Raw genomic sequence first — 22,446 nt, 5'->3', positions numbered from 1 at the left:
GAACCGACCGAGTGTCGGCTCAAGGCGCGCAGGGGAGGTGTCACCGTGGACGCCGAAGAACGCCGACGCTCCATCCTGGAAGCGACGCGCCGGGCCGGCTCGGTGGACGTCGCCAGGACGGCCGCCGACCTGGGCATCTCCAAGGAAACCGTACGGCGCGACCTGAACCTGCTGGCGGCTCACGGGCTGGTGCGGCGAACCCACGGCGGCGCCTACCCCGTCGAGAGCTCCGGCTTCGAGACGACGCTCTCCTACCGCACCACCAGCCAGGTCAGGGAGAAGTCGCGGATCGCCGCCGCAGCCGTGGAGTTGCTCGGTGACGCGAAGACGGTGTACATCGACGAGGGCTACACCCCGCAGCTCATCGCCGCCGGCCTGCCGCGCGACCGGCCGCTGACCGTGATCACCTCCTCCCTCGCCACGGCCGGCACCCTGGCCTCCGCCGAGAACATCACCGTGCTGCTGCTCGGTGGCCGTGTCCGCGGCGCCACGCTGGCGACCGTCGACCACTGGGTGACCCCCACGCTGTCCGACCTCGTCATCGACCTGGCCTACATCGGCGCGAACGGCGTCTCCCGCCAGTGGGGTCTCACCACTCCGAACCCCGCGGTGAGCGATGTGAAGACACGGGTCATGGCGGTGTCCCGACGCCGGGTGTTCTCGGGCGTCCACAGCAAGTTCGGAGCGGCCAGCCTCTGCCGTTTCGCCGGTATCGGCGACCTGGAGGCGATCGTCACCGACACCGGGCTCCCCGCCTCCGAAGCCCGTCACTACGTCCTCCTGGGACCACAGGTCATCCGGGTCTGACCCGCCGCTCTCCCCCCATCACACGCCACGCACCACGCACCATCCGCCACACACCACGCACCAGACACCGCCCATCACGCACCAGACACCACGCACACCACGCAGCACACACACCACGCACTCGCCACTCGCCCGACCGGGCGCGGGCCCTCCACGCCCTCGAACACCCCTGGAGCCAACCATGTCCACCCACCAGACCGCCCGATCCCGGAGAACCATCCGCGCCGTACTCGTCGCCGTCTCCGCCGGTTCACTGCTGGCCGCGTGCAGCGGGGCCGGCGGGTCGAGTTCGGAAGCCGGGGGCGAGAGCATCAACGTCCTCATGGTCGGCAACCCGCAGATGGAGGACATCGCGAAGCTGACGAAGGACACCTTCACCAAGGACACCGGCATCAAGGTGAACTTCACGATCCTTCCCGAGAACGAACTGCGCGACAAGGTCACCCAGGACATCGCCACCCAGGCCGGCCAGTACGACGTCGCCACCATCGGCGCCTACGAGGTGCCCATCTGGAACAAGAACGGCTGGCTGCAGGAGCTGAGCTCCTACGCCGAGAAGGACGCCGCCTTCGACAAGGACGACCTGCTCAAGCCCATGGTCCAGTCCCTGTCCGGCGAGGACGACAAGCTGTACGCGCTTCCGTTCTACGGCGAGTCCTCCTTCCTCATGTACAACAAGGAGGTCATGGAGGAGAAGGGCATCACCGTGCCCGAGAAGCCGACCTGGCAGCAGGTCGCCGACATCGCCGCCAAGGCCGACGGCGCACGCCCCGGCATGAAGGGCATCTGTCTGCGCGGCCTGGCCGGCTGGGGCGAACTCGGCGCGTCGCTGTCGACCGTGGTCAACACCTTCGGCGGCACCTGGTTCACCGAGGACTGGAAGGCCCAGGTCGACAGCCCCGAGTTCAAGAAGGCCACCGACTTCTACGTCGATCTGGTCAGGAAGCACGGTCAGTCGGGCGCCGCGCAGTCCGGGTTCACCGAGTGCCTCAACGCCATGAGCCAGGGCAAGGTCGCGATGTGGTACGACGCGACCAGCGCGGCGGGACCGCTGGAGGACCCCAGCTCCAGCAAGATCGCGGGCAAGGTCGGCTACGCGTACGCGCCGGTGGACAAGACGGACAGCTCCGGCTGGCTGTGGACCTGGGCGTGGGCGATGCCGAAGACCACCAAGAAGGCCGACGCCGCCTCGAAGTTCATGCTCTGGGCGTCCGGCAAGGAGTACGAGAAGCTCGTCGGCGAGAAGCTGGGCTGGCCGCGGGTTCCCGCCGGGAAGCGGGCCAGCACCTACGAGATCCCCCAGTACAAGGAGGCGTCGGCGGCCTTCGGTGACATCACCGTCAAGTCCATCGAGCAGGCGAACCCGACGAACCCCGGTGTGCAGCCGCGGCCCACGGTGGGCGTCCAGTTCGTGGCCGTCCCCGAGTTCCAGGACCTCGGCACCAAGGTGACGCAGGACATCTCCGCGGCCATCGCGGGCAAGACCAGCGTGGACAAGGCCCTGGAGAAGGGCCAGAAGCTCGCGGAGGAAGTCGCCAAGAACTACCGGTGACCCGCCCGGTCACCCTCCGGTGAATCCCGCTGCCCGTCGGTCCCCGACGCCCCGACGGGCAGCGCCCCCGCCGCGGTGCCCGGTACACCCTCCTCCGCATCGGCGGACGTCATCCCGTCGGCGTCCGCCGACCGGGCACCGCCTCCTTCCCCACCCCCGGCCGCGCTCGGCTGCGACCGGCCGGCCCAAGGACCCCTCATGACCACGCTCACCCCCGCACCCCGAACGGTGCGCACAGACCCCCCGCACCGGCCGGGCAAACGTGAGACGCCGAACAAATGGCGGCGGCGCATCCCCCTGCTGCCGGCACTGATCTTCACGGTCGTCGTGACCCAACTGCCGTTCGTGGCCACGCTCGTCATCTCGACCTTCCAGTGGAACATCCTCAAGCCGGGCGAACGGCACTTCACCGGCCTGTCCAACTACGGCTTCGTCTTCACCGACGAGAGGCTGCGCACGGCGGTCCTGAACACCATCGCGCTCACCGCGTCGGTGGTGATCCTCAGCGTGCTCCTCGGACTGGGACTGGCGCTCCTGCTCGACCGCCGCTTCCCCGGCCGGGGCCTGGCCCGCACCCTGCTCATCACGCCGTTCCTGGTCATGCCCGTGGCCGCCGCGCTGCTGTGGAAGCACGCCATCTACAACCCCGACTACGGCCTCCTCAACGGCACCCTCAACGCCGTCTACCGCCTCTTCGGAGCCGAGAACGGCCCCACCATCGACTGGCTGTCGAACTCCGCGATGCCGGCCGTCATCGTCTCGCTGGTGTGGCAGTGGACCCCGTTCATGATGCTCATCCTGCTGGCCGGGCTCCAGGCCCAGCCCGGTGACGTGCTGGAGGCCGCCCGGGTCGACGGCGCCTCGGCCTGGCAGACCTTCTGCCACATCACCCTGCCCCACCTGCGGCAGTACATCGAACTGGGCGTCCTGCTCGGCACCATCTACGTCGTGCAGACCTTCGACGCGGTCTTCACCATCACCCAGGGCGGCCCCGGTTCGCAGACCACCAACCTCCCCTACGAGATCTACCTGACCATGTTCCGCAAGTACGAGTACGGCGAGGCGGCCGCCGCCGGTGTGGTCGTGGTGATCGGTGCCATCGTCATCGCCACGTTCGCCCTGCGCACCATCGCGTCGCTGTTCCGTGAGGAGGTCTCCCGGTGACCATCACCCAAGCGGCGCCGGACGCCGCTCCCGCGGCCGGGCCCAAGAAGTTCCTCCGCCGCAAGAACGAGCAGGGCGGTCAGGGCGGTCAGGGCGACTCACCGCGGCTGAGCCCGGTGTGGGCCTTCGTCGCCTGGCTCGCCACCCTGGCCTTCTTCGCCCCGGTGGCCTGGATGGTGCTGACCAGCTTCCACCAGGAGTCCGACGCCGCCACCAACCCGCCCAGCCTGCTCGCCCCCTTCACCCTGGACCAGTACGAACTGCTGCTGGGCCGGGACATCACCCCGTACCTTCTCAACTCGGCCATGGCGAGCGTCATTTCGACACTCCTCGTCCTGGCCCTGGCGATTCCGGCGGCCTACGCGCTGTCCATCAAGCCGGTCGAGAAGTGGACCGACGTGATGTTCTTCTTCCTGTCGACGAAGTTCCTGCCCGTCATCGCGGCGCTGCTGCCGATCTACCTGATCGCCAAGGACGCCGGGATGCTGGACAACGTCTGGACCCTGATCGTCCTCTACACCGCGATGAACCTGCCGATCGCGGTGTGGATGATGCGCTCCTTCCTCGCCGAAGTCCCCAAGGAGATCCTGGAGGCCGCCGAGGTCGACGGCGCCGGACTCCCCACCGTGCTGCTGCGCATCGTCGGCCCCGTCGCCATGCCCGGGGTCGCCGCCACCGCGCTGATCTGCTTCATCTTCAGCTGGAACGAGTTCCTGTTCGCCGTCAACCTCACCGCCACCAACGCCTCCACCGCCCCGGTGTTCCTCGTCGGGTTCATCACCAACGAGGGTCTCTTCCTCGCCCGTCTGTGCGCCGCCGCCACCCTGGTGTCCCTGCCCGTCCTCATCGCCGGCTGGGCCGCCCAGGACAAGCTGGTCCGCGGTCTGTCCCTAGGAGCAGTCAAGTGAAAGCCGCCCTCATCGAAGCCCCCGGCAAGGTGACCGTCACCACGGTCCCCGACCCCACCCCGGGTCCCCGCGACGTCGTCGTCGAGGTCGCCGCCTGCGGGCTGTGCGGGACGGACCTGCACATCCTCCAGGGCGAGTTCGCCCCCAAGCTGCCCATCGTGCCCGGCCACGAGTTCGCCGGCGAGGTCGTCGGCCTCGGCAGCGCGGTCACCGAACTCTCCCTCGGCGACCGGGTCGCCGTGGACCCCTCCCTGTACTGCTACGAGTGCCGCCACTGCCGCACCGGCCACAACAACATGTGCGAACGCTGGGCCGCCATCGGCGTCACCACCGCCGGCGGAGCCGCCCAGTACGCGGTGGCCCCGGTGGCCAACTGCGTCAAACTGCCCGAACACGTCCGCACCCAGGACGCCGCCCTGATCGAGCCCCTCTCCTGCGCGGTCCGCGGCTACGACGTCCTGCAGTCCCGCCTCGGCGCCCACGTCCTGATCTACGGCTCCGGCACCATGGGCCTGATGATGCTGGAACTGGCCAAGCGCACCGGCGCGGCCCGCGTGGACGTCGTCGACCTCAACCCCGACCGCCTCGCCACCGCCCACCAGCTCGGCGTCTCCGCCACCGCCGCCGACGCGGACGAACTGGACCGACCCCAGGGCTGGGACCTCGTCATCGACGCCACCGGCAACGCCGCCGCCATCCAGGACGGCCTGGACCGCGTCGCCAAGGCCGGCACCTTCCTGCAGTTCGGCGTCGCCGACTACGCCACCCGGGTGACCATCGACCCCTACCGCATCTACAACCAGGAGATCACCATCACCGGCTCGATGGCCGTCCTGCACAGCTACGAACGCGCCGCCGACCTCTTCGCCACCGGCGTCCTGGACCCGGACGTCTTCATCAGCGACCGCATCCCGCTGGACCGCTACCCGGAGGCCATGGCCCAGTTCGCAGCGGGCCAGGGCCGAAAGATCCTCGTCACCCCCTGACACGGGCGGACGGAGAGGGCCGGGCGCCCGCCCGGCCCTCTCCCCCTCCCCTGCCCCTATACCGACGACCCTCACCGGCACGCATCCGCTACGCTGTCCCTGGTCGGTCATCGGTACGCCGCGCCCCGCAACCGAGCAAGACCGCGGAGCACCCCGCACCATGCCCGACCAGTAGGCTCACTCCCTCCCGGGGGACGCCTTCGCCTTCGTAGCTCAGGGGATAGAGCACCGCTCTCCTAAAGCGGGTGTCGCAGGTTCGAATCCTGCCGGGGGCACAGAGAAACACCTGGTCAGGGGCCCTTCCGTCCGATGGACTGGAGGGCCCCTGCGTTTACAGCACACCACCCAGCCGCCTCGTCGACCCGTGAGTCATGGCGATCCGCTATGGGTCTGCGGAATCCCGGAGCGGTTGAAGACGAGAAGAGAGTTTGCGCCAACCCCGGGGCGGCGCCAGCAGGGTGGCTCGTGCCCTGAGTACCGCCTACAGCTTCTCTTCCCATGGATTGACCACCAGGGCCCCGGTTCGGGCCATGTGTTTGATGTTGCGGGTGGCGACCGTCCACCCGTTGGCCAGGGCGGTGGCGGCGATCAGTGCGTCCGGTGGGTCGATGCTGGCGCCTGCGGCTTTGAGCGTCTTGTGGATGGTCAGGTAGGCAGCCGCTTCCGATTCGCCGATCGGCGCGATGCGATCGCGGTATTCGTGCCGTACCGCAGCGAGGGCTCGGGCGTAGCGCGCCTGTCGTGCGGGATCCGGGGCGGCGGCCACGCCGACCTCGATCTCGGCCACAGTGATCACACTCAGGAAGCGGTTGGGCCGGGCTGTGGACCTGAACCAGGTCAGAACGCGCGGGTCGGGCGTGGCCCGGGTCGTGAGTTCGGCGACAACGTTGGTGTCGAACAGGTAGATCACTCGGTGTCCGTCTGCTCGTCGTAGGAACGGGCACCGAACTCCAGACCCTCGAACGGCCGGGAGAGCAGGAACTCCTCGAAGCCGTCGTTGCTCAAGGCCACCCAGCGGTGCAGCATCTCGGGCAGTGCCTCGATCTCCGTGTCGGCGAGCTCTGCGTCGAAGTGCCGACGCTGGTCCTCGGGCAGGGACTCCCGGATGTCACGGATGGTCCGCAGCGGGTGCGACGACGGGGGTGGCGGGTGAGGCACACCGCTCGGGGCTGTGGTCATCGGCATCCCCTCCGCTTGATCAGGCTGCGTACTGCTGCTGGTCCCAGGCTACGGGTTCCCACCTGCCCGCTCACAGCTTTGGGGCGGAAGCGGGGCATTCATCATGCCTGCCCGCCGAGCCACAGCGGCAGTTCTTACGGAGTGCGCCCGGTCGCCCTCGTCAATGAGGCTCCGCATCAGGTACCCACCCCGGCCCAGCGGCCGACCGGAACGGATTCAGCACACATGAGGCCGGGAATGGCTGAGAACACACGAGAGCCGTGGAGAAGCGATTTCGCAGGTCAGGTGCACTGCGGGCTACGTCTGCCCAGGTCACAGCCCTGACCAGGGAAAACTCCTAAAGGGGGTGTCGCAGGTTCGAATCCTGCCGGGGGCACCAGGCCAAAGGCCCCGGACCGATCATGGTCCGGGGTCTTTGGCGGTTCGGTTTCAGGCGGCGTGCGGGGTGAAGGTGACGCGGGAGTCGCCCTCGTCGATGGCCAGGTTCAGGGTGCCGTCCAGGGCCTTGGCCAGGCGTCGCAGCAGCGGGAGCGTCGGCACGGTGTCGCCGCCCTCCATCCGGGACACCTGAGGCTGCGTCATCCCGGCCCGCTCGGCCAACTCGGCCCGGGACAGGCCGAGCTCGATCCGACGGTCGTAGACAGCCTGCCCGAGGTCGCCGACCAGCCGAGCGTCGACGCACTCCTGGTCGCACTCCACCGCCTCACCCGCAAGCTGCCGGGCCCGACGCGTCCTCCACGTGCTGTGATGCATCAACTCCCCTCGCACCGACCGTAGGTGTACTGGGCCCGGCCGTGCTCGGCCTCGCAGACCTTCTGGGCCTGGTGCGCACGCTCGACTTCCGCCGCCTCACGCATCCGCGTCTTGCGGAACACCGTCAGCAGAACGATCCGCTGCCCGGGGGCAAGCCGGTACGGGATACGCACGGCCTCACCGTCCGACTCGAAACGCAGCTCACGCAGCTTGCCACCCAGGGGACGCGAATACGGCTCACCAAGCGTCGTCGGCTCGTCCAGGAGACGGTCCGTCTTGTCCTCCACCCGCCGGTAGAGGCGAAACGGAAGCAGCTCCAGCCAATCCCGCCCCTCGGGTTCGATCCCGATCTCCCACCGCTCCGTCATGCAATCAACGGCATATACCTCCCATTGCATAGCGCAAGCCTTCGCAGCCGCGCGGTCACCACCACTGCCGGCCGCGGTCACGCCACGCAGAAGCAACAGCCCTACAGCTGCGAGGCGCTTCGGGGAGCGCCGGTCGTAGGAGCCGGTGAGCTGGTCGGCGGTGGGCCGGACAAGGGTGACGGCTTCGGTGGTGTGCTTCTCGCGCACCAGGAAGCGCACCAGGACGTGGGCCTGGACACGGACGCTGGAGGCGGGGACCACCGGGTCAAGCGGATCTGCACGACGGGGGTCGTCGGGAATAGCCTGAAGAAGAGCGGCACCGGGAGGGGCGGGCCCTCCCGGTGTACTCCCTTCGCCGGAGGGGACCCAAAACAGGGAGGAAGAGTCATGCCCTGGAACCTGAACGGCACGTACCTGGAGAGCTGCAACTGCGACGTGGTGTGTCCCTGCACCACCTCGGGTTTCGCCGCACCGGCCGACCACGAGCGTTGCCAGGTGACCTTCGCGTTCCACGTGGACAGCGGGAACGTGGACGGCGTGGACGTCTCCGACCGCAGCGTCGCCGTCTTCATCGACGGGCCCCGGGTGATGGCCGAGGGCGGCTGGCAGGTGGCGTTGTACGTCGACGCTTCGGCCGACGACGGTCAGGCGGAGGCGCTGGGGAAGGTCTTCTCCGGCCAGGCAGGCGGGCCGATGGCGGCGCTCACTCCGCTCATCCGCGAGGTCCTCGGCGTGGAGCGCGTCCCCATCGACTACCACGACGACGGCCGCCGCCACGCCGCGCGGGTGGGCGACGCCATCGACATCGAGATCGAGGACCAGGTCGCCCCGCAGTTCGGCGAGGGCGGTCCGGTGATGGGCCTGACCGGCATGTTCCACCCGGCGAACAGCACGCTGACGATCGCCCGGTCCACCCGGGCGACGGGCGACGGCGTGTACGGCCGGTCCTGGGACTTCACCGGCGGCAACGGACACTCGGCGCCCTTCACGTGGTCCGCGTGACCGGTGGGCCGGTCACCGGCCGCCGCAGGGCGGGCCCCGCCGGGCTGCTGCTGGTCACGGCGGCCGCCGCCTGGGTCTGGGTGGTGACGCGCTGGGGCGGCATGCAGGCGATGCCCGGCACCATGAGCCTGGGCCTGTCCGCTTTCCTGGCCGTGTGGACTCTGATGATGGCCGCGATGATGCTGCCCGCCACGGCGCCCGTCGCCGCGCTGTACGCACGCACCATGACCGTGCATCGGACGCCGCGCATGGTCGTTTTCACGGTCGCCTACTTGCTCGTCTGGGCCGCGGCCGGGCTGCCGGCGTACGCGCTGGCCGCCGGCCTGGGCCGGGCGGCGAGCCTCCCCGCCGCCACGGGGACCGCAGTGGCCGCGGCCGTGTTCGCGGTCAGCGGCGTCTACCAGCTCACGCCCCTCAAAGACCGCTGCCTGGCGAGATGCCGCTCGCCGATCGGGCTGATGCTGCGCTACGCCTCGTACCCGGGGCTCTCGCGCGATCTGCGTGCCGGAGCCCACCACGGGGCCTTCTGTCTGGGCTGCTGCTGGTCGCTCATGGTGCTGCTGGCGGCGTTCGGTCTGATGAACCTGTGGGCCATGGTGGTCCTGGCCGCCGTGATCACCGCCGAGAAGCTCGCTCCGGCCGGTCGCCTGGTGGCCCGTACCGTGGGTATCGCCTCGATCGCCCTGGCCGTCGCCGTCTTCTGGGTCCCGGCGCTGGCTCCGAGCCTCACCGGTGGCGGTATGGCTGGGATGTGAGGGCGGGCCGTCCCTCGGCTCCATCCCGCAGTAGACGTGGTGGTCTTGCCAGTCGGATACGTACGCGGAACGGATTCGGCACACATGAGGCCGGGAAACCCCGTGAACACGTGAGAACTACGGAGAGGCGTTTCCTCAGGTCAGGCACCCCACTGCCGACGTTTCCGCAGATCACAGCCCCGCTCAAGGAGAGCCCCTGAAGCGGGTGTCGCAGGTTCGAATCCTGCCGGGGGCACAGAGAAATGGCAGGTCAAAGGCCCTGTCGCCCGAGTGGGCGGCAGGGCCTCTTGATCTCGCAGCACACACGAGGCGCGCCTCGGGACTCTGAAGGAGTGTCTTCCAGCCCCGAACTGATGAGCACCCTCGAACTCTCCGTCCAGGCTGCGCTGCAGCGCCGGCTCGGCGACCTGGTCGAGGTCGTGTCCCTCGGCATCGAGAGCGGGGACGACGTCGTACGCGTCCACCTGTCGTACGTCGCCCGCGCCACCGGCGTAGTCCGCGCGGATGGGCCGGAGCTGTTTGCTGTAGACCGCCTCGGTGGTGGCTTCACTGCTGTGACCGACAACGTGCGCTGACCTGTCAGTGGTCCTTCTTGCGCCTGCCTCCGATGTGGTACGGCCGCATCATCTCGTTGTCCTCGTGCTCGACGATGTGGCAGTGCCAGACGAAGCGACCAGGGTGGTCGAACCGGGCCTTCACCCGGGTGATTTCTCCCGGATAAGCGATCACGGTGTCCTTGAAGCCACGCTCCCAGCTCTCCGGCGGGATGGGGGACCCGTCGAACGGTTGCCGGTTCACCACCTCGAACGCCACCTCGTGGATGTGGATCGGGTGGGCGTCCACCGTGAAGTTGTACAGCTCCCATGTTTCGGTCGCGTTCAGCCTTGGGTTCTCCGTGACCGGATCGGCCCAGCCGAGCAACACCGGATTGCCGACGGAGTCGACCGTCCCGAGCAAAGTCTGGACCGGCGTTCCCGGTGGCACCTGGGGACTGCTGGATTGCACCTCGTTGAGGGAGAGCCGACGTGTGACGCTCGGCGAGCCGAGTGGCCTGGTCCTGGGCAGTCTGAGCTGGTCCGGCGGGACGCTGGTGTCCTTACTCGCCGGTGGGCCGACCACGAACTTCATCACCTGACCGGTGGTGGCCGGATCCGCCACGGGGAAGTCCACACCTGGTTCGCCCCGGCCGAAGGGTTCGTCCGCGCCCTCGTTGACGAGGTACAGCTCGGTGCCTTCCGGAATCCCGGTGAAGTCGACGATGACATCGGCCCGCTCCGCGTTGGCCAACAGCAGCCGCTCCTGTCGCACCGGTGCGGGCAGGAATCCGCCTTCGTTGCCGATCTGCCAGAACGGCAGGGCTGACTGGGCCGGCCGGGCGGTCGGGCTGTCCGCGATCTTCAGAATCAGGAACCGGGCATTGCACCCGTTGAGGAAGCGCAGCCTGTAGCGGCGCGGTTCGACCTCGAGCTTCGGCCATGTCCGGCCGTTGACCACCATGGTGTTGGCGAAGAATTCGGGGTTCCAGATGGGAGGTACATCGGTGGTGGGAATGTACGGCCCCGGGAACCCGTCGAAGAACTCCCGGCTCGTGGGGTAGAACAGCGAGCCGTCCGAGTTGAACGAGCGGTCCTGGATGGCCAGGGGGATCTCGTGGTACCGCGTGCCCGGCGGATCGCCGAAGGCGGGCGCCGGCCCGGGCAGAACCCCCTTGGGCAGGTCGGACTCGCCGCCGCGCAGCAGATAGAACCCGGTGGGTCCGGCGTAGACGTTGAGCCGGGTCATGCCCAGGGTGTGATCGTGGAACCAGAGGGTCGCCGCCCGCTGGTCGTTGGCGTACTGGAAGGTCGCAGTACCCGGCTCCCACTCCAGGCCGTGCGCATGGGCGAACTCCTCCCGGAACTCGTTGTAGAACGAGCCCACGGTGGCGAATCCGCGAGGAATGTTCTTCGCGCGTGGCAGGTACCACGCTTCGGTGTAGCCGTCGCTCTCCTCGGTCGAATGCCCACCGTGCAGATGAGTGACGATCGGCACGGGTCCGGTATACGGCCCCGGCGTCGAGGTGAAGGTCGGCCGGGAGTCGCGCCCGGCCTTGCCGCCCGGCGGGTTCGCCCAGTGCAGGGTGGGGTCCACCGCCAGCAGGTGCGGAAGGAACCGGCCGCGGCTGTCGACGAGGTCGTTCACCCAGGTGACCCGGACAGGCCGGTCGACCCTGGCCTCGATGGTGAACGAGGGGGAGTTGAACGTGTTGCGGTCCTCGAGCGAGCCGTATCCCCACACAGTGGTGGACGGCAGAGTGGGCGGCAATACCTGCTGGCTGAACTGCCGGACACCGATGACGTACGTGTCGATGCCGTGTCGCTGCGAGTGACGGGCCTTCGGCATCACCGGCGGAATCACCAGGTTGGTGACGTATTTCGGGACGGTCGTGGGATCCAGGGTGGGGACGGGGAATGTGCCGGCAGACCCGGCCCTCGGGGTCACCGCGGTCCCATCGGGGAGTGCCATCGCCCCTTCAGGCCTTGGAAGAACCAGGGCCGCCCCACCAGCGGCCCCGGTCACGAGAAGGTCTCTTCGTGCGATCATTTCTCTCGCCTTCTGCAGTCCGAGGGCCTCGGTCATTTCCTGACGGAATGTTAGGGCGCGCACACCGTGCGTGGTGGAACCTGTCTGGCGTGTCGTCAGGCTGCCGGGCCCGGGCAGCGTGCGGGCTGCACATCGGCGCGGCCACGACCAAAACTCGTTGCTGCAAACGGCCTCGTCCAGCGATTGCGCCAGCCGGCGGGTCATGCATCCCAAGGCCCCGGGTTCGGTGTGCCTGATCGCGTCGGCCTCGATCTTGCATGAGGAGCCGTCACCTTGCTGACGGACCCTTTCGGCTCGTTCGAGGTGGAGATTTCTGCAGGTGGTCAGGCTGGTGGCCCGACTGTCGCGTCGGGTGGGCGCCGGCCCACGTCCCCACAGCCGTACAACCAACACCCCTGCTCGCACGTCGTGATCGGGACGGCCTCATCCGCCGTCCCGATCCTGAACCAGAGGACTGAATGAACCCGGACAGACGCACCACCTCCGCGGCCGCGACCGCGATCGTGCTCGCCACCACAGGCGGCCTGCTCACCGCCGTCACCACGCCCGCCTCCGCCGCGACCACCTGCGCCTCGCCGGTCTACAAGCGGCAGTTCTTCGCGAACACCACCTTCTCCGGCAAGCCGAAGAAGACCGACTGCGACTCCAAGATCGACCAGAACTGGGGCACGAAAGCCCCGGCTTCCGGCCTGCCGGCAAACCACTTCGGTGTCCGCTGGACGGTGACCCGCGACTTCGGCTCCGGCGGCCCCTTCTCCTTCCCGGTCGAAACACGTGACGGCATCCGCGTCTACCTCGACGGCGTCCGCAAGGTCAACCTGTGGAAGAACGTCTCGACGACGGTGAAGAAGACGGTCAACGTCTCCATTCCGTCCGGCAAGCACACCCTGCGCATCGACTTCGTCAACTGGACCGGCGCCGCCAACGTCAAGTTCAGCTACACGCCGCGGACCTCGTCCACCGTCGACAAGGTCAAGCCGCGCACCCCGACGGGCACCACCGTCACGTACGACACGGCGACCGGCAAGGCCAGGATCACCTGGTCCAAGAACAAGGAGATGGACCTCGCCGGCTACCGCGTCCACCGCCGCCTCAAGGGCAGCGCGTACCCCGCCAAGCCGCTGGCGACCACGACCTCCACCTCGTACACCGACACCCCGCCCCCCACCGGCCAGACGTACTACTACGAGGTCCGCGCGGTCGACAAGGCCGGCAACGAGTCCGCCGGCACCGCCGACCAGGGCGTCACCACGCCCGACCGCACGGGTCCGGCGGCCCCCACCGGGCTCACCGCGCACGGCGACCTCAACGGAATGGTGCTCGGCTGGAACGCGGTGCCGGACGCGGTCGCCTACCAGCTGTACGAGAGGAACCCGGCCACCGGCTCGTACACGCTGGTGGAGAAACTCACCGGCACCTCGTACACGCACTCCGTGGGCCACGACGAAACGCCGCACACCTATGTCGTGCGCGCCCTCGACGCGGCGGGGAACCCGGGCCCGTACTCGAAGCCCGTCACCTCCGACGGCATCGACCGCGCGGCCCCGGCCGCACCCGTGAACCTGCACGTGACGCCGGGCCGGACCAGGGTGCTGCTCACCTGGAACGCCCCGGAGCACCCGACGCTCGACGAGCTGATCAACGACGCCTACTTCACGGTGCTGCGCTCCGAGGGCACCCGGCTCGGGGCGGACGCGGTGCGGGTCCGGTGCGCCGAGGAGAGCGAGACGTTCAACCCCATCCGGAAGGAGTACTCGTTCGTCTGCTACGACGAGAGCGGGGAGCTGGACACCACCTACACCTACGGTGTCGTCTTCACCGACTGGCAGGGCAACGAGTCCGCTCCCTCCCGCACCGTCACGGTGACCACCGCCGACCGTGTCGCGCCGCGGCCGGTCACCGGACTGACCGCGACGCCGCGCGCCGACGGCATGCTGCTGCGCTGGAACGCCTCGACGGAGGACGACATCGCCTCCTACCGCGCCCTGCGCGGAACCCGGCAGGCCGACGGCTCGGTCAAGTGGCTGGGCACCTGCACCCTGGGCCAGGACGACCCGACGGCCGCGCTGTGCATCGACGTCCCGAACGGCGAGTCGTACGTCTACGCGGTCTACGCGGTCGACACGTGGGGCAACGCCACGGCCACCGCCGACTGGGCCACCGTCACCGCCACCGAGCTGGACACCACCCCGGCCGAGCCGATCCGCCAGGACAAGGGCCCGCTGTACGGCGGTGGCGGCTGGACGGCCTCCGAGGACGCCAGGCCGGTCGAGTGGCACTGCTCCGGCGCCGTCTGCGCCTCGGTCACCGAGTACCGGGTGAGCCGCTGGAATCCCGAGACGCGGGCCTACGACCTGCTGGGCACCGTCGCACCCACCAGCGCTTACTACCAGTCCTACGACGACCCCGCCCAGCCGCTCGGCTCCATCTCCTACTACCGCGTGGTCGGCGTCCTCGCCGACGGCACCGAGACCGCGGCCGCGCACCCGTGGAAGATCCGGCCGGACCTGGTCTGAACACTTCCCTGAACACGCCGAAGGCGTCGGGAGGCTCGGCTCCTTCACGTTCGCATGCACGTCAATCCGACTGCTGCTGCCGCTCTCCGTGGCGCTGCTGAGGGAATACCGTCATGCCGGGAAGACGGCCCTTGTGGAACGCATTCAGCACACACGAGAACGGGAAGCACCGTGAACACGTGAGAACCGCTGAGGAGTCCTTACCCCTGGTCAGACACCCTGCGGCCCATGTCTCCACAGGCCACAGCCCTGCCCGGGAAAACTCCTCAAGCGGGTGTCGCAGGTTCGGATCCCGCCGGGGGCGCAGACAGGAGGGCCGGTTCGGGAGGGGTTTCCTCCTGAACTGGCCCTTCCCCCGTGTTCGAAACCGTGCCGCTGGAGTCCGCACAGGGTCCACATCTCCCAGGAGGAGGCGTCTCCCCCACCGTCCCGGACACCGGGGCCGGGGCGGCCGGCCGCCCCGGCGGAACGGGGGCCCGGTCAGCGGTCGTACTCGAGGCTCTCCCCGCTGCTGCCGCAGGTGCCCGGGTCGGTCGTCACCGGCGGCCGTTCCTTGAGGATCTGCCGGGCGTGAACCTCTCCCCAGCTGATCTCGTACCAGGACGCCGTTGCCGGACCGAGCCCCTCCGCCAGGGGGCCGAGGACGCAGGACCGCATGGGCTCTTCCAGTCTGTCCAGAGCCGGGACCGCGTCCGCCGAGAGGCCGCGCGCGTAGTCCAGGTCGAGCTTGTGGGTCTTCTCGTAGCGCCGCACGTTGTTCTCGGCGATCAGTCCGTCGGGAGAGGCCAGGCCGAAGGCGAGGACCACGGCGGCGGCCGACGCGGCGACGGCGCGGGGCAGCCGGCGTGCGCCCCGGACTCCGGCGGCCATGATCAGCAGGATGACCAGGCCGAGCCACAGCTCCACGGCCACGACGGAGATCCGCAGCCGGGTCAGCCCGTACGCCTCGACGTACATGTCCATGCGCCGTACCGCCGAAGCGACCACGATCAGGGTGAGTGCGCAGAGGGTGCCGAGGACTCCCCGCACCAGGTTCCGGTCACCGGGCCCGCCGCGTGGTGCCCAGCGCAGCGCGAGGACGATGACCAGGAGGGTGAGGAGCGTGGCGACGAGGAGCTGCCAGAAGCCCTGCCGCGCGTACGCGGAGTAGGTCTGGCCGGTCTTGTCCAGAACGGCCCGGTATCCGCCGAACAGGACGGCGAGCTGGATGGCGTTGAAGGCGGCGAACAGCACGCACAGCAGGAGCAGGGGAAGCGCCCATTCTCCCCGGCCGCGGGCGCGGCCCGGACTGGTCCGGAAACTGTCCCACCACAGAGGGGCGGCGGCGCTGTGTGCCGCTGCGAGGGCCCCGAGGAGTCCGAGGCCGAACAGCACCAGCCGCCAGGGGCCGTCGCCGACGGACGTGTCCGGGAGCAGCCTGCTCAGCAGGTCGGCGAAGGCCGCGTCGGCCCCGGCGAACAGTGCGCCGAAGACGAGGAGGAGCACGGCCGTCACGACCAGGACGCGCAGTGCGGAACCCACGTTGCCGGAGGCCTTGCCGGCCCGGGTGCGCAGTCCTCGCCAGCCCCACCCGGCGCCCTTGAACAACGAGTCGACCAGCCCGAAGGGGCTGAGGACGACGCCGGCCCAGGTCCGCGGGCCGTGGAGGGCGAGCGAGGCAAGACCGACGGCGGTGGCCACGGCGAGGAGAGAAGGCCACAGGGCGGCGCGCAGCGCCGGAACCAGTAGGAGGGCGATCCCTCCAAGGCCCCAGGCGAGCGTCCAGGGGCGGGCCTGCAACCGGCCTGCCTGGCGTGCGGCGAAGTACGCGGTGAGCGTGGCCGGCAGGGCGACGAGGAACAGATTGACGCCCACACCGTCGTCGAGGAGCGTCATGCTGAGCACGCCGGTGGCGAGCGCCGCCCACAGGACGGCGGTGCCCACGGGGGAGGGTGATCCGCGGCGCAGGTCGGTGAACCAGAGGTCGTGGGCGTAGGCGCCCGCGTACATGAGGCTGGGGACTTCGCCGAGCTGCGTGTCCGTCGTCGCGCGCGTCCTGCCCTCCGGTGGCGTTCCCGTCCTCCGTGCTCCTCCCGTGTCCGCGACCCCTCTCTCGGGTATTCGACCCGAATGCCGGGACCGCTCAGGCAGTTCGGTGGGCTCAGGTGATTCGACGGGCACAGGTAATTTCTCTGTCACGGGACCCCCTCCCAACCGGCCCCTGAACACACGTACTCGGGTACGTCAAGCGGGTACCGGTATCTCTTGCGAAGCCGGCCGCCATGATCGTCAGGGCGGCGTGCCCGCAAGGGTAGCGGGACCTACGGGGGCGTCCGCGCTCGCGCAACTCACGGAGGTATGGCAGGAGTCGCGGGTGGGGCATGCCCCACCGGGCAGACCCGGTCCGCTGCACCCCGCAGAGGTCGTTCCCCTCCGGATTGCACTGCTGGGCCGTCAGGCCATCGCCTCCGGTTCATTGGCGGGCTCCGAGCCGGTCACCCCTGGCCGCGCTCCTGGGCGGGAACGGCGTACACCAGCAAGTTCCGCTGGTAGCCGCCGCGTTCGCGGTCGTACGGGGGAGCGCAGGTGACCAGGGTCAGGACCGGCCGTCCGTGGCGCCGGAACACCTCGTCGGGGAGTCCGTCCTTGTCGACCACCTCGCGGGCCGTCACCTTGTACCTCACGGGGGGCGCGCCCTCGCGGGTGACGGTGGCGTCGTCGCCCTTCCGGAGTCCGTACAGCTTGGCGAAGGCACCCAGGTCGCCGGTGCGGTGGTCCACATGGCCGATGAGGACGGCGGATCCGGCGGGGGCGCCCGGCGCGGGGCCGTGGCGGTACCAGCCGGCCTGCCCCACGCTGTCGGGGATCTCCACCGTTCCGTCGTCCTTGACGCCCACGCCCTGGAGCCGGGCGTCCAGAGAGACCCGTGGAATGCGCAGCGCCGTCGGCTCGGGTACGGGGCCGGACGCGTTCTCCGTCTCGCCCGGTCCACTGTCGTGGCCCTCGAACGAGGCCCCGGCCGTGGGCTCCTGGGCCCGCGGCCGGGTGCCGAAGTCCGACGGCGCCGAGGTTCCGGACGGCCACAGCGACCAGAACAGCAGCGCCGTCAGGACGACGGCGACCACCGCGGCGGCCCCGACGGCCGCCGCGGTGGGCCGCCCGCCCCTGAGGGAGGAGCGCATGGCCGTCAGTGGCTCCGGGAGTACCGGCGGCGGGCGGCCAGCAGACCGGCGACCGCGACGGCGCCCGTGGCGCCCCAGGCGAGCCAGACGGTGGCGGACTCGTTGTCGGCGGCCATCGTGCCGCTCTCGCCGGCGTTCACACCGCGCGGCGCGGAGTCCATGCCGCTGATCGTCTGCGTCTTCAGCGCGAGGTTCTTGTCCGCGGCGCTGCCCCAGGCGTAGACGACCGTGCTGGTGCCCTCGGCGAGGTCCAGGTCGGCGGGGCCGATGACCACGGTGTCGGTTCCGGCCAGGACGACATCGGCGCTCACCGTGCCGGCGGGCACCTCGAGCGACTTCTCGTTCGGGTTGGTCAGGCCCTCGATGACCGGCTTGCCGCCCGCGCGGACGTCCACGGCGGGTGCCGCGGCCACGTGACGGACGGTCAGCCGCGACCGACCGGCCGGGACCTTGGAGGTGTCGTTGACGAACGCGGTGAGTACGGGGGTGCCCCGCGCGTCGAGGTGGGCCGCGAGCGTGGCGTTCGCCCCGGCCGGGATCTCGACGCTCTTCTGGATGGCGGGACCGCCGTCGGGGCCCTTGCCGTCGGCGAAGACCTCGATGTCGTACACGCCCGGGTCCAGGGACTGGGGTTCGGTCAGGGTGCCGGGCTTGAAGTCGGGAAGCAGTTCGTTCCCGTTGGCGTACACGTCGACGGTGAGGCCCGGAACGCCGTGGAAGACGGACACGGACGCCTTGCCGCCCTCCTGCGCCGTACCGTCCGCGGAGGCGGGGACGGCCACGGCGAGGGACAGTACGCAGGCACTGGCGGTGGCGGTGGCGATCTTCCTGCTGCGCGAGTTCGTCATCGGAACTCCCTTCGTGGGGGACCCCGGTCACACATGGGGCCCGGCTTCCGGATGAGCGGCTTCTCGGATGCATCGCGCGACGAGTTTTCTTCGGCAGGGTGTCCAGCGACCCCTCACCGGTGTCCGGCGACCGTCGTGCTGTCGCACGCGGCCACGGTCGGTGCCACGGGTGCTGTCGGGAGGGGTGCCACTGGTGAGGTCAGCCGTGCTGTCGGAAGTGAGGGCGGGCTACCCGGGCGGGCCCTTGAGCAGGGCCCAGCACTTCGATTCCGGCCGCCGCGAGGCGAGGCAGGCGCTCTTCATCGAGCGGCCTGCTTCCCGTGACACTCGGCTCAGTATGGGATGCCATGTGACAGTGCGCCACTTATGCACCGTATGCCCCGGCCGGGAACGGCTCGCCGTCCCGGCCGGCTCGGGCCCGGCGGATGGTCCGAGGCCTGGGCGAGGCCCGTGGCCGGAGCCGCTGGACCGTCGGTGGCGTCGACGTCCGCGGCGGTACGGACCACACCGGGAGGGACGATCGCCCCCTCCCCCTGGGGAAGAGGGAAGCGGTCGGCCTGTCGGCCTCAGGCCTTCTGCCCCCGGCCGAAGTGCGCCACCACCGAACATCGCGGAAAGTGGAAGTCAGGAAGGGAGCGTCCCATGAGCTGTCGGCGTGGACACGGTCCACGGCACCGCCATGCCCCTCCGTACCCGCCACCCCATGGCCACTCTCCGGCACCCCGTCCTTACGCGCCGCCGCCGGAGCCTCGTGCCCGCGCCGCGGACGCGGAGAAACCAGGGACTGCCTGCGACAGCTCCAGAACGAGATCGCCAGGCCTCGGCGGGACGTGGACGAGCTGAGGCACCGGTCCGGCAAGCCGGAGCAGTGACCGTTGCTCGTGGTGGTGGCGTGCCACGCCGCTCAGGGAGGGCCACCACCGCAGCGACCGACCCGTAGGACATCTCAAGAAAGCAGACCCTCTCATGGCAGCCACGCCCGTCATGCAACTGCCAGTCATCAGCGAATGCGCGGCCGAGAGCTGCGCCTACAACCACGACCACACCTGCCACGCCGTGGCGATCACCGTGGGAGACGCCGACGCCCCCGTCTGTGACACGTTCATGAGCGCGGACATGGAGGGCGGAGAGCCGTCCGTCACCGGCCGGGTCGGAGCGTGCAAGATGGCCGACTGCCGGCACAACACCGGACTGGAGTGCCACGCCCCGTCCATCACCGTCGGTCATGAGCACGAGCAGGTCGACTGCCTCACCTATGCGCGGGCCTGAGCGACGGTCGCAGCCACCGCGAACTGCCGGGGTCGCCGTACAGCAGCGAAGTACGGCGACCCCGGCGGCCGTCCCGGTCGGCAGCGCCCGCCGGGAACCAGGAAGCGACCCGTCCGACCAGCGCTGACCGAGCTCCGCAGAGCCACGGACCAGAAGGTCGCCGACCTTCACGTCTGCCGTCAACGACGTCGGCCCGGGACGTACGTCAGCACCCCTGTCCGGCCGTCGCACCAGTCACCGACAGCAACCGGAGCAGGATCGGACCGAACTCCTCGAGCGGGTGTCGCAGGTTCGAATCCTGCCGGGGCACAGCGCATTACCCTCTGACCTGGGATTTCTCCCCCAGGGAGGCGCTCTGGTCGGCCTCGTCCGCGTGAGTCGGTGCCGCCGCTCGACGATCTCCTCAGGTGCGTGCGTCCGTCAGGGGTGCTCTCTGTACGGGGTGCAGGTCCGAGTTCTGAGCGGCGTGTGAGGCTTTCCCGGATCACGCTGTCACTGGCGCGCGGTGCTCCGGTCAGTTCCGCTTGCAGCCGGTCCGGCGTGGTTCCCGCTTCGAGGGCACAGGCACGGACGAGAGCGCGGCAGTCCTGTTCTTACCGGCCGGTGGCGATCGCGACGGGCAGAGGGCGCGCCAGGTCTTCGCGGGCCGCGTATCCGTCTTCGGCGTTCACCGTCCTGCGGTGCGGTTCCTCAACGTTGCTGTGCGCGCAGGCAAGACGGCGTGGACGCTCGGATAGCATCGGCCGTCATGCGGCAGGACCGAGAGAGCCCGGCCTGGAGCACCCTGCTCGAACTCGACGACCGACCCGAGGGGCCACTGCACCGCAGACTGTGCGGAGCCCTGCGCTCCGCCGTGGTCGGCGGCCGCATCGCACCCGGCAGCGCGCTGCCGCCGAGTCGGGTGCTCGCCGCGGATCTGGGGTGTTCCCGCTGGGTGATCACCGAGGCCTACACCCAGCTCATCGCAGAGGGCTATCTGGAAGCCCGCAGCGGCTCGGCGACCAGAGTGCGGGCCACGGCGGTGCCGGATCAGAGGCGGCCCCACGCGAAGCCGCGGGTCGCCGCGCCGGTCGAGTTCGAGATGCTGCCGGGCATGCCCGACCTGCGGGCGTTTCCCAGGAAGCGGTGGGCGGACGCGGTGCGGGAGGTGACCGCGTCGATCGCTTCCTCGGATCTCGGCTATCCGGACGTCCTCGGCCATCCACGGCTGCGGGAGCGGCTGGCCGCGTATCTCGTGCGGGGACGGGGCGCGGTCGCCTCCGCCGACGACTTGGTCGTGTGCAACGGCACCCTGGACGGGGTCGTGCGCATGTGCCGTGTGCTGCGGTCGGCGGGCCACACCCATGTGGCCGTGGAGGATCCGGGCTGGTCGCGACTGTCATCCGCGGTGTCCGCCGTCGGTCTGACGCCCGTTCCGGTGGCGGTCGACCGCGACGGTCTGCGCATCGACCGGCTGCGGGCGAGTTCACGCACCCGCGCGGTCGTCGTGGCGCCCGCCCACCAGTTCCCCACCGGAACGGTGCTTTCCCCCGCCCGCCGTGCCGAACTCCTGGACTGGGCACGGGAGGTCGACGGGCTGGTGCTGGAAGACGACTACGACGCCGAGTTCCGCTACGACCGCCGTCCTGTCGGCACCGTTCAGGGTATGGACAGCGCCCGGGTGGCGCTCATGGGGTCGCTGAGCAAAACGCTTTCCCCCGCCCTGCGGATCGGCTGGGTGGTCGCCCCGCCGCGCTGGGCCGAGGCGATGCATGAGGCGGCGGTGGCCGTCACGCCACCGCCGGTCATCGATCAGCTCGCGTTCGCGGCGTTCCTGGACGCGGGGTGGTATGACGGCCATCTGCGGGCGTCGCGGTTGAGGTACCGCAGCCGCCGGGACCTCCTGCTCGCGGAACTGGCATCGGCACTGCCCGGGCTTGAGATCTCGGGTGCTGCGGCCGGCTTCCATCTGCTGCTCCACCTCGACGGCCGCGGCGCCGCGCGGGTGGTGCACCGGGCGGCGCGGCGGGGGCTGCGTCTGGTGGACCTGGACGAGTACCGGATGGGTGCCCGGCCCGGCCCGCCCGCCCTGGTACTCGGATACGGCAACCTCTCGGACGCGGCCGTGCCGGAAGCAGTCGGCCGGCTGTCGGAGGCCGTACGGACCGCAGGCATCAGCAGGACCCGCGAGTGACGGGTGCCCGGTTCACCTGATCGTCGGCTGTCCCTCCCCGGGGGCTGTTCGCCGTGCTGGGGGTGTGCGAAGGACCGGACGGCGATGACACGGGGGCGAGCGCGACGGCGGGCATGAGCAGCACCAGCAGGCCCAGGGCTGTCGGCAGCCCCAGCGGATGGGCCAGTGGCCCGATCAGCGGCGGCCGTTGATCGGGCCGGCGTAGCCCGGCGTCGCGACAGCGGCGACCGCTCGACCCGTCTCCTGTGGAAAGGCCCTCCACCGCCTTGAACGTCTGCGGCCTCACACAGGCCAGGCCCACGCGGAAGAACCCGAACCCGATCAGCAGGGCGGCCGTGGAGGCAGTCGGGTCTGCGGGGGAACGCGCCGAACCTCGGCCGTAAGGACGATTGGCCTGGATTTCCGGCCTGCAACCGGACCGG

Annotated in this window: 19 protein-coding genes, 2 tRNA genes and 1 pseudogene; 13 read left to right on the top strand and 9 right to left on the bottom strand. The window is 69.9% G+C overall.

The annotated features are described in order from the left end of the window. The first annotated feature begins 45 nt into the window (after positions 1-45). From ACTWJ9_RS19140 to ACTWJ9_RS19115, 6 genes are all read left to right on the top strand, one after another. The gene (locus ACTWJ9_RS19140; RefSeq protein ID WP_279335454.1) at positions 46-807 is read left to right on the top strand and encodes a DeoR/GlpR family DNA-binding transcription regulator; all 762 of its coding nucleotides are present in this window, start codon (positions 46-48) and stop codon (positions 805-807) included. Between the two features lie 181 nt (positions 808-988). Beyond that, positions 989-2,359, top strand: a complete 1,371-nt coding sequence (locus ACTWJ9_RS19135) for an ABC transporter substrate-binding protein (protein WP_279335453.1) — start codon at positions 989-991, stop codon at positions 2,357-2,359. 198 nt (positions 2,360-2,557) lie between these two features. Further along, entirely contained in the window at positions 2,558-3,523 is a 966-nt protein-coding gene (locus ACTWJ9_RS19130; protein ID WP_279335452.1) for a carbohydrate ABC transporter permease, read from the top strand. 107 nt (positions 3,524-3,630) lie between these two features. After that, complete coding sequence (locus ACTWJ9_RS19125) at positions 3,631-4,431, top strand: carbohydrate ABC transporter permease (RefSeq protein WP_279338021.1); 801 nt, start codon at positions 3,631-3,633, stop codon at positions 4,429-4,431. Continuing rightward, a complete protein-coding gene (locus ACTWJ9_RS19120) occupies positions 4,428-5,417 on the top strand; it encodes a zinc-dependent alcohol dehydrogenase family protein (RefSeq protein ID WP_443294495.1) in 990 nt (329 codons plus the stop codon). The genes ACTWJ9_RS19125 and ACTWJ9_RS19120 overlap by 4 nt, the downstream gene beginning before the upstream one ends. A 202-nt stretch (positions 5,418-5,619) precedes the next feature. Continuing rightward, positions 5,620-5,692, top strand: a tRNA-Arg gene (locus ACTWJ9_RS19115). A 206-nt stretch (positions 5,693-5,898) separates the two neighbouring features. On the opposite strand, the gene ACTWJ9_RS19110 is transcribed toward ACTWJ9_RS19115, so the two are convergent. The 5 genes and pseudogenes from ACTWJ9_RS19110 to ACTWJ9_RS19090 form a co-directional block, all read right to left on the bottom strand. Further along, a complete protein-coding gene (locus ACTWJ9_RS19110; RefSeq protein ID WP_279335450.1) occupies positions 5,899-6,327 on the bottom strand; it encodes a type II toxin-antitoxin system VapC family toxin in 429 nt (142 codons plus the stop codon). Continuing rightward, positions 6,324-6,596: a hypothetical protein gene (locus tag ACTWJ9_RS19105; protein WP_279335449.1), complete on the bottom strand. Its 273-nt coding sequence runs from the start codon at positions 6,594-6,596 to the stop codon at positions 6,324-6,326. The genes ACTWJ9_RS19110 and ACTWJ9_RS19105 overlap by 4 nt, the downstream gene beginning before the upstream one ends. A 429-nt stretch (positions 6,597-7,025) precedes the next feature. After that, a complete protein-coding gene (locus ACTWJ9_RS19100; RefSeq protein ID WP_388703567.1) occupies positions 7,026-7,349 on the bottom strand; it encodes a helix-turn-helix domain-containing protein in 324 nt (107 codons plus the stop codon). Next, entirely contained in the window at positions 7,349-7,717 is a 369-nt protein-coding gene (locus ACTWJ9_RS19095; RefSeq protein WP_443295900.1) for a type II toxin-antitoxin system RelE/ParE family toxin, read from the bottom strand. Before ACTWJ9_RS19095 ends, ACTWJ9_RS19100 begins: the two co-directional genes overlap by 1 nt. Before the next feature lie 39 nt (positions 7,718-7,756). Beyond that, a pseudogene (locus ACTWJ9_RS19090) lies at positions 7,757-7,984 on the bottom strand (helix-turn-helix domain-containing protein); the annotation flags it as partial. A 120-nt stretch (positions 7,985-8,104) separates the two neighbouring features. On the opposite strand from ACTWJ9_RS19090, the gene ACTWJ9_RS19085 reads away from it, so the two are divergent. The 4 genes from ACTWJ9_RS19085 (at position 8,105) to ACTWJ9_RS19070 (ending at position 10,049) form a co-directional block, all read left to right on the top strand. Then, on the top strand, positions 8,105-8,719 hold the full coding sequence (locus tag ACTWJ9_RS19085; RefSeq protein WP_443294494.1) for a DUF1326 domain-containing protein: 615 nt from the start codon (positions 8,105-8,107) through the stop codon (positions 8,717-8,719). Continuing rightward, entirely contained in the window at positions 8,716-9,474 is a 759-nt protein-coding gene (locus ACTWJ9_RS19080) for a DUF2182 domain-containing protein (protein WP_388703550.1), read from the top strand. Before ACTWJ9_RS19085 ends, ACTWJ9_RS19080 begins: the two co-directional genes overlap by 4 nt. 176 nt (positions 9,475-9,650) lie before the next feature. Continuing rightward, positions 9,651-9,709 (top strand) — tRNA-Phe (locus ACTWJ9_RS19075). 97 nt (positions 9,710-9,806) lie between these two features. After that, positions 9,807-10,049 (top strand): hypothetical protein, encoded by a 243-nt coding sequence (locus ACTWJ9_RS19070; RefSeq protein ID WP_157977391.1) that lies wholly within the window; start codon positions 9,807-9,809, stop codon positions 10,047-10,049. 4 nt (positions 10,050-10,053) lie between these two features. On the opposite strand, the gene ACTWJ9_RS19065 is transcribed toward ACTWJ9_RS19070, so the two are convergent. Then, complete coding sequence (locus ACTWJ9_RS19065) at positions 10,054-12,462, bottom strand: multicopper oxidase family protein (protein WP_443294493.1); 2,409 nt, start codon at positions 12,460-12,462, stop codon at positions 10,054-10,056. A 53-nt stretch (positions 12,463-12,515) separates the two neighbouring features. Between ACTWJ9_RS19065 and ACTWJ9_RS19060 the strand changes: the two genes are divergently transcribed. Next, positions 12,516-14,573, top strand: coding sequence for a PA14 domain-containing protein (locus ACTWJ9_RS19060; RefSeq protein WP_443294492.1), 2,058 nt, complete (start codon positions 12,516-12,518; stop codon positions 14,571-14,573). Between the two features lie 480 nt (positions 14,574-15,053). Here ACTWJ9_RS19060 and ACTWJ9_RS19055 read toward each other — a convergent pair whose 3' ends face one another. From ACTWJ9_RS19055 to ACTWJ9_RS19045, 3 genes are all read right to left on the bottom strand, one after another. Continuing rightward, complete coding sequence (locus ACTWJ9_RS19055; RefSeq protein WP_443294491.1) at positions 15,054-16,562, bottom strand: DUF4153 domain-containing protein; 1,509 nt, start codon at positions 16,560-16,562, stop codon at positions 15,054-15,056. Between the two features lie 485 nt (positions 16,563-17,047). Continuing rightward, complete coding sequence (locus ACTWJ9_RS19050; protein WP_279335441.1) at positions 17,048-17,734, bottom strand: class F sortase; 687 nt, start codon at positions 17,732-17,734, stop codon at positions 17,048-17,050. A 5-nt stretch (positions 17,735-17,739) separates the two neighbouring features. After that, entirely contained in the window at positions 17,740-18,582 is an 843-nt protein-coding gene (locus ACTWJ9_RS19045; protein WP_443294490.1) for a DUF4397 domain-containing protein, read from the bottom strand. Positions 18,583-19,548: 966 nt separating this feature from the next. On the opposite strand from ACTWJ9_RS19045, the gene ACTWJ9_RS19040 reads away from it, so the two are divergent. Beyond that, entirely contained in the window at positions 19,549-19,851 is a 303-nt protein-coding gene (locus tag ACTWJ9_RS19040; protein ID WP_388703534.1) for a DUF1540 domain-containing protein, read from the top strand. A gap of 748 nt (positions 19,852-20,599) precedes the next feature. Beyond that, the gene (gene pdxR / locus ACTWJ9_RS19035) at positions 20,600-22,024 is read left to right on the top strand and encodes a MocR-like pyridoxine biosynthesis transcription factor PdxR (protein ID WP_443294489.1); all 1,425 of its coding nucleotides are present in this window, start codon (positions 20,600-20,602) and stop codon (positions 22,022-22,024) included. Positions 22,025-22,446 lie beyond the last annotated feature (422 nt).

The organism is Streptomyces sp. GDS52 (assembly GCF_052246875.1).
Lineage (GTDB): Bacteria > Actinomycetota > Actinomycetes > Streptomycetales > Streptomycetaceae > Streptomyces > Streptomyces cathayae.
Note: the sequence above shows the minus strand (reverse complement) of the source record. Positions and strands in the feature narration are given on the sequence as shown.

Coding starts and splice junctions, on each gene's coding strand:
- ACTWJ9_RS19135 (WP_279335453.1), top strand. CDS start 989: ATGTCCACCCACCAGACCGCCCGATCCCGGAGAACCATCCGCGCCGTA.
- ACTWJ9_RS19130 (WP_279335452.1), top strand. CDS start 2,558: ATGACCACGCTCACCCCCGCACCCCGAACGGTGCGCACAGACCCCCCG.
- ACTWJ9_RS19105 (WP_279335449.1), bottom strand. CDS start 6,596: ATGACCACAGCCCCGAGCGGTGTGCCTCACCCGCCACCCCCGTCGTCG.
- ACTWJ9_RS19100 (WP_388703567.1), bottom strand. CDS start 7,349: ATGCATCACAGCACGTGGAGGACGCGTCGGGCCCGGCAGCTTGCGGGT.
- ACTWJ9_RS19095 (WP_443295900.1), bottom strand. CDS start 7,717: ATGACGGAGCGGTGGGAGATCGGGATCGAACCCGAGGGGCGGGATTGG.
- ACTWJ9_RS19085 (WP_443294494.1), top strand. CDS start 8,105: ATGCCCTGGAACCTGAACGGCACGTACCTGGAGAGCTGCAACTGCGAC.
- ACTWJ9_RS19060 (WP_443294492.1), top strand. CDS start 12,516: ATGAACCCGGACAGACGCACCACCTCCGCGGCCGCGACCGCGATCGTG.
- ACTWJ9_RS19055 (WP_443294491.1), bottom strand. CDS start 16,562: ATGTACGCGGGCGCCTACGCCCACGACCTCTGGTTCACCGACCTGCGC.
- ACTWJ9_RS19050 (WP_279335441.1), bottom strand. CDS start 17,734: ATGCGCTCCTCCCTCAGGGGCGGGCGGCCCACCGCGGCGGCCGTCGGG.
- ACTWJ9_RS19045 (WP_443294490.1), bottom strand. CDS start 18,582: ATGACGAACTCGCGCAGCAGGAAGATCGCCACCGCCACCGCCAGTGCC.
- ACTWJ9_RS19040 (WP_388703534.1), top strand. CDS start 19,549: ATGGCAGCCACGCCCGTCATGCAACTGCCAGTCATCAGCGAATGCGCG.
- pdxR (WP_443294489.1), top strand. CDS start 20,600: ATGCGGCAGGACCGAGAGAGCCCGGCCTGGAGCACCCTGCTCGAACTC.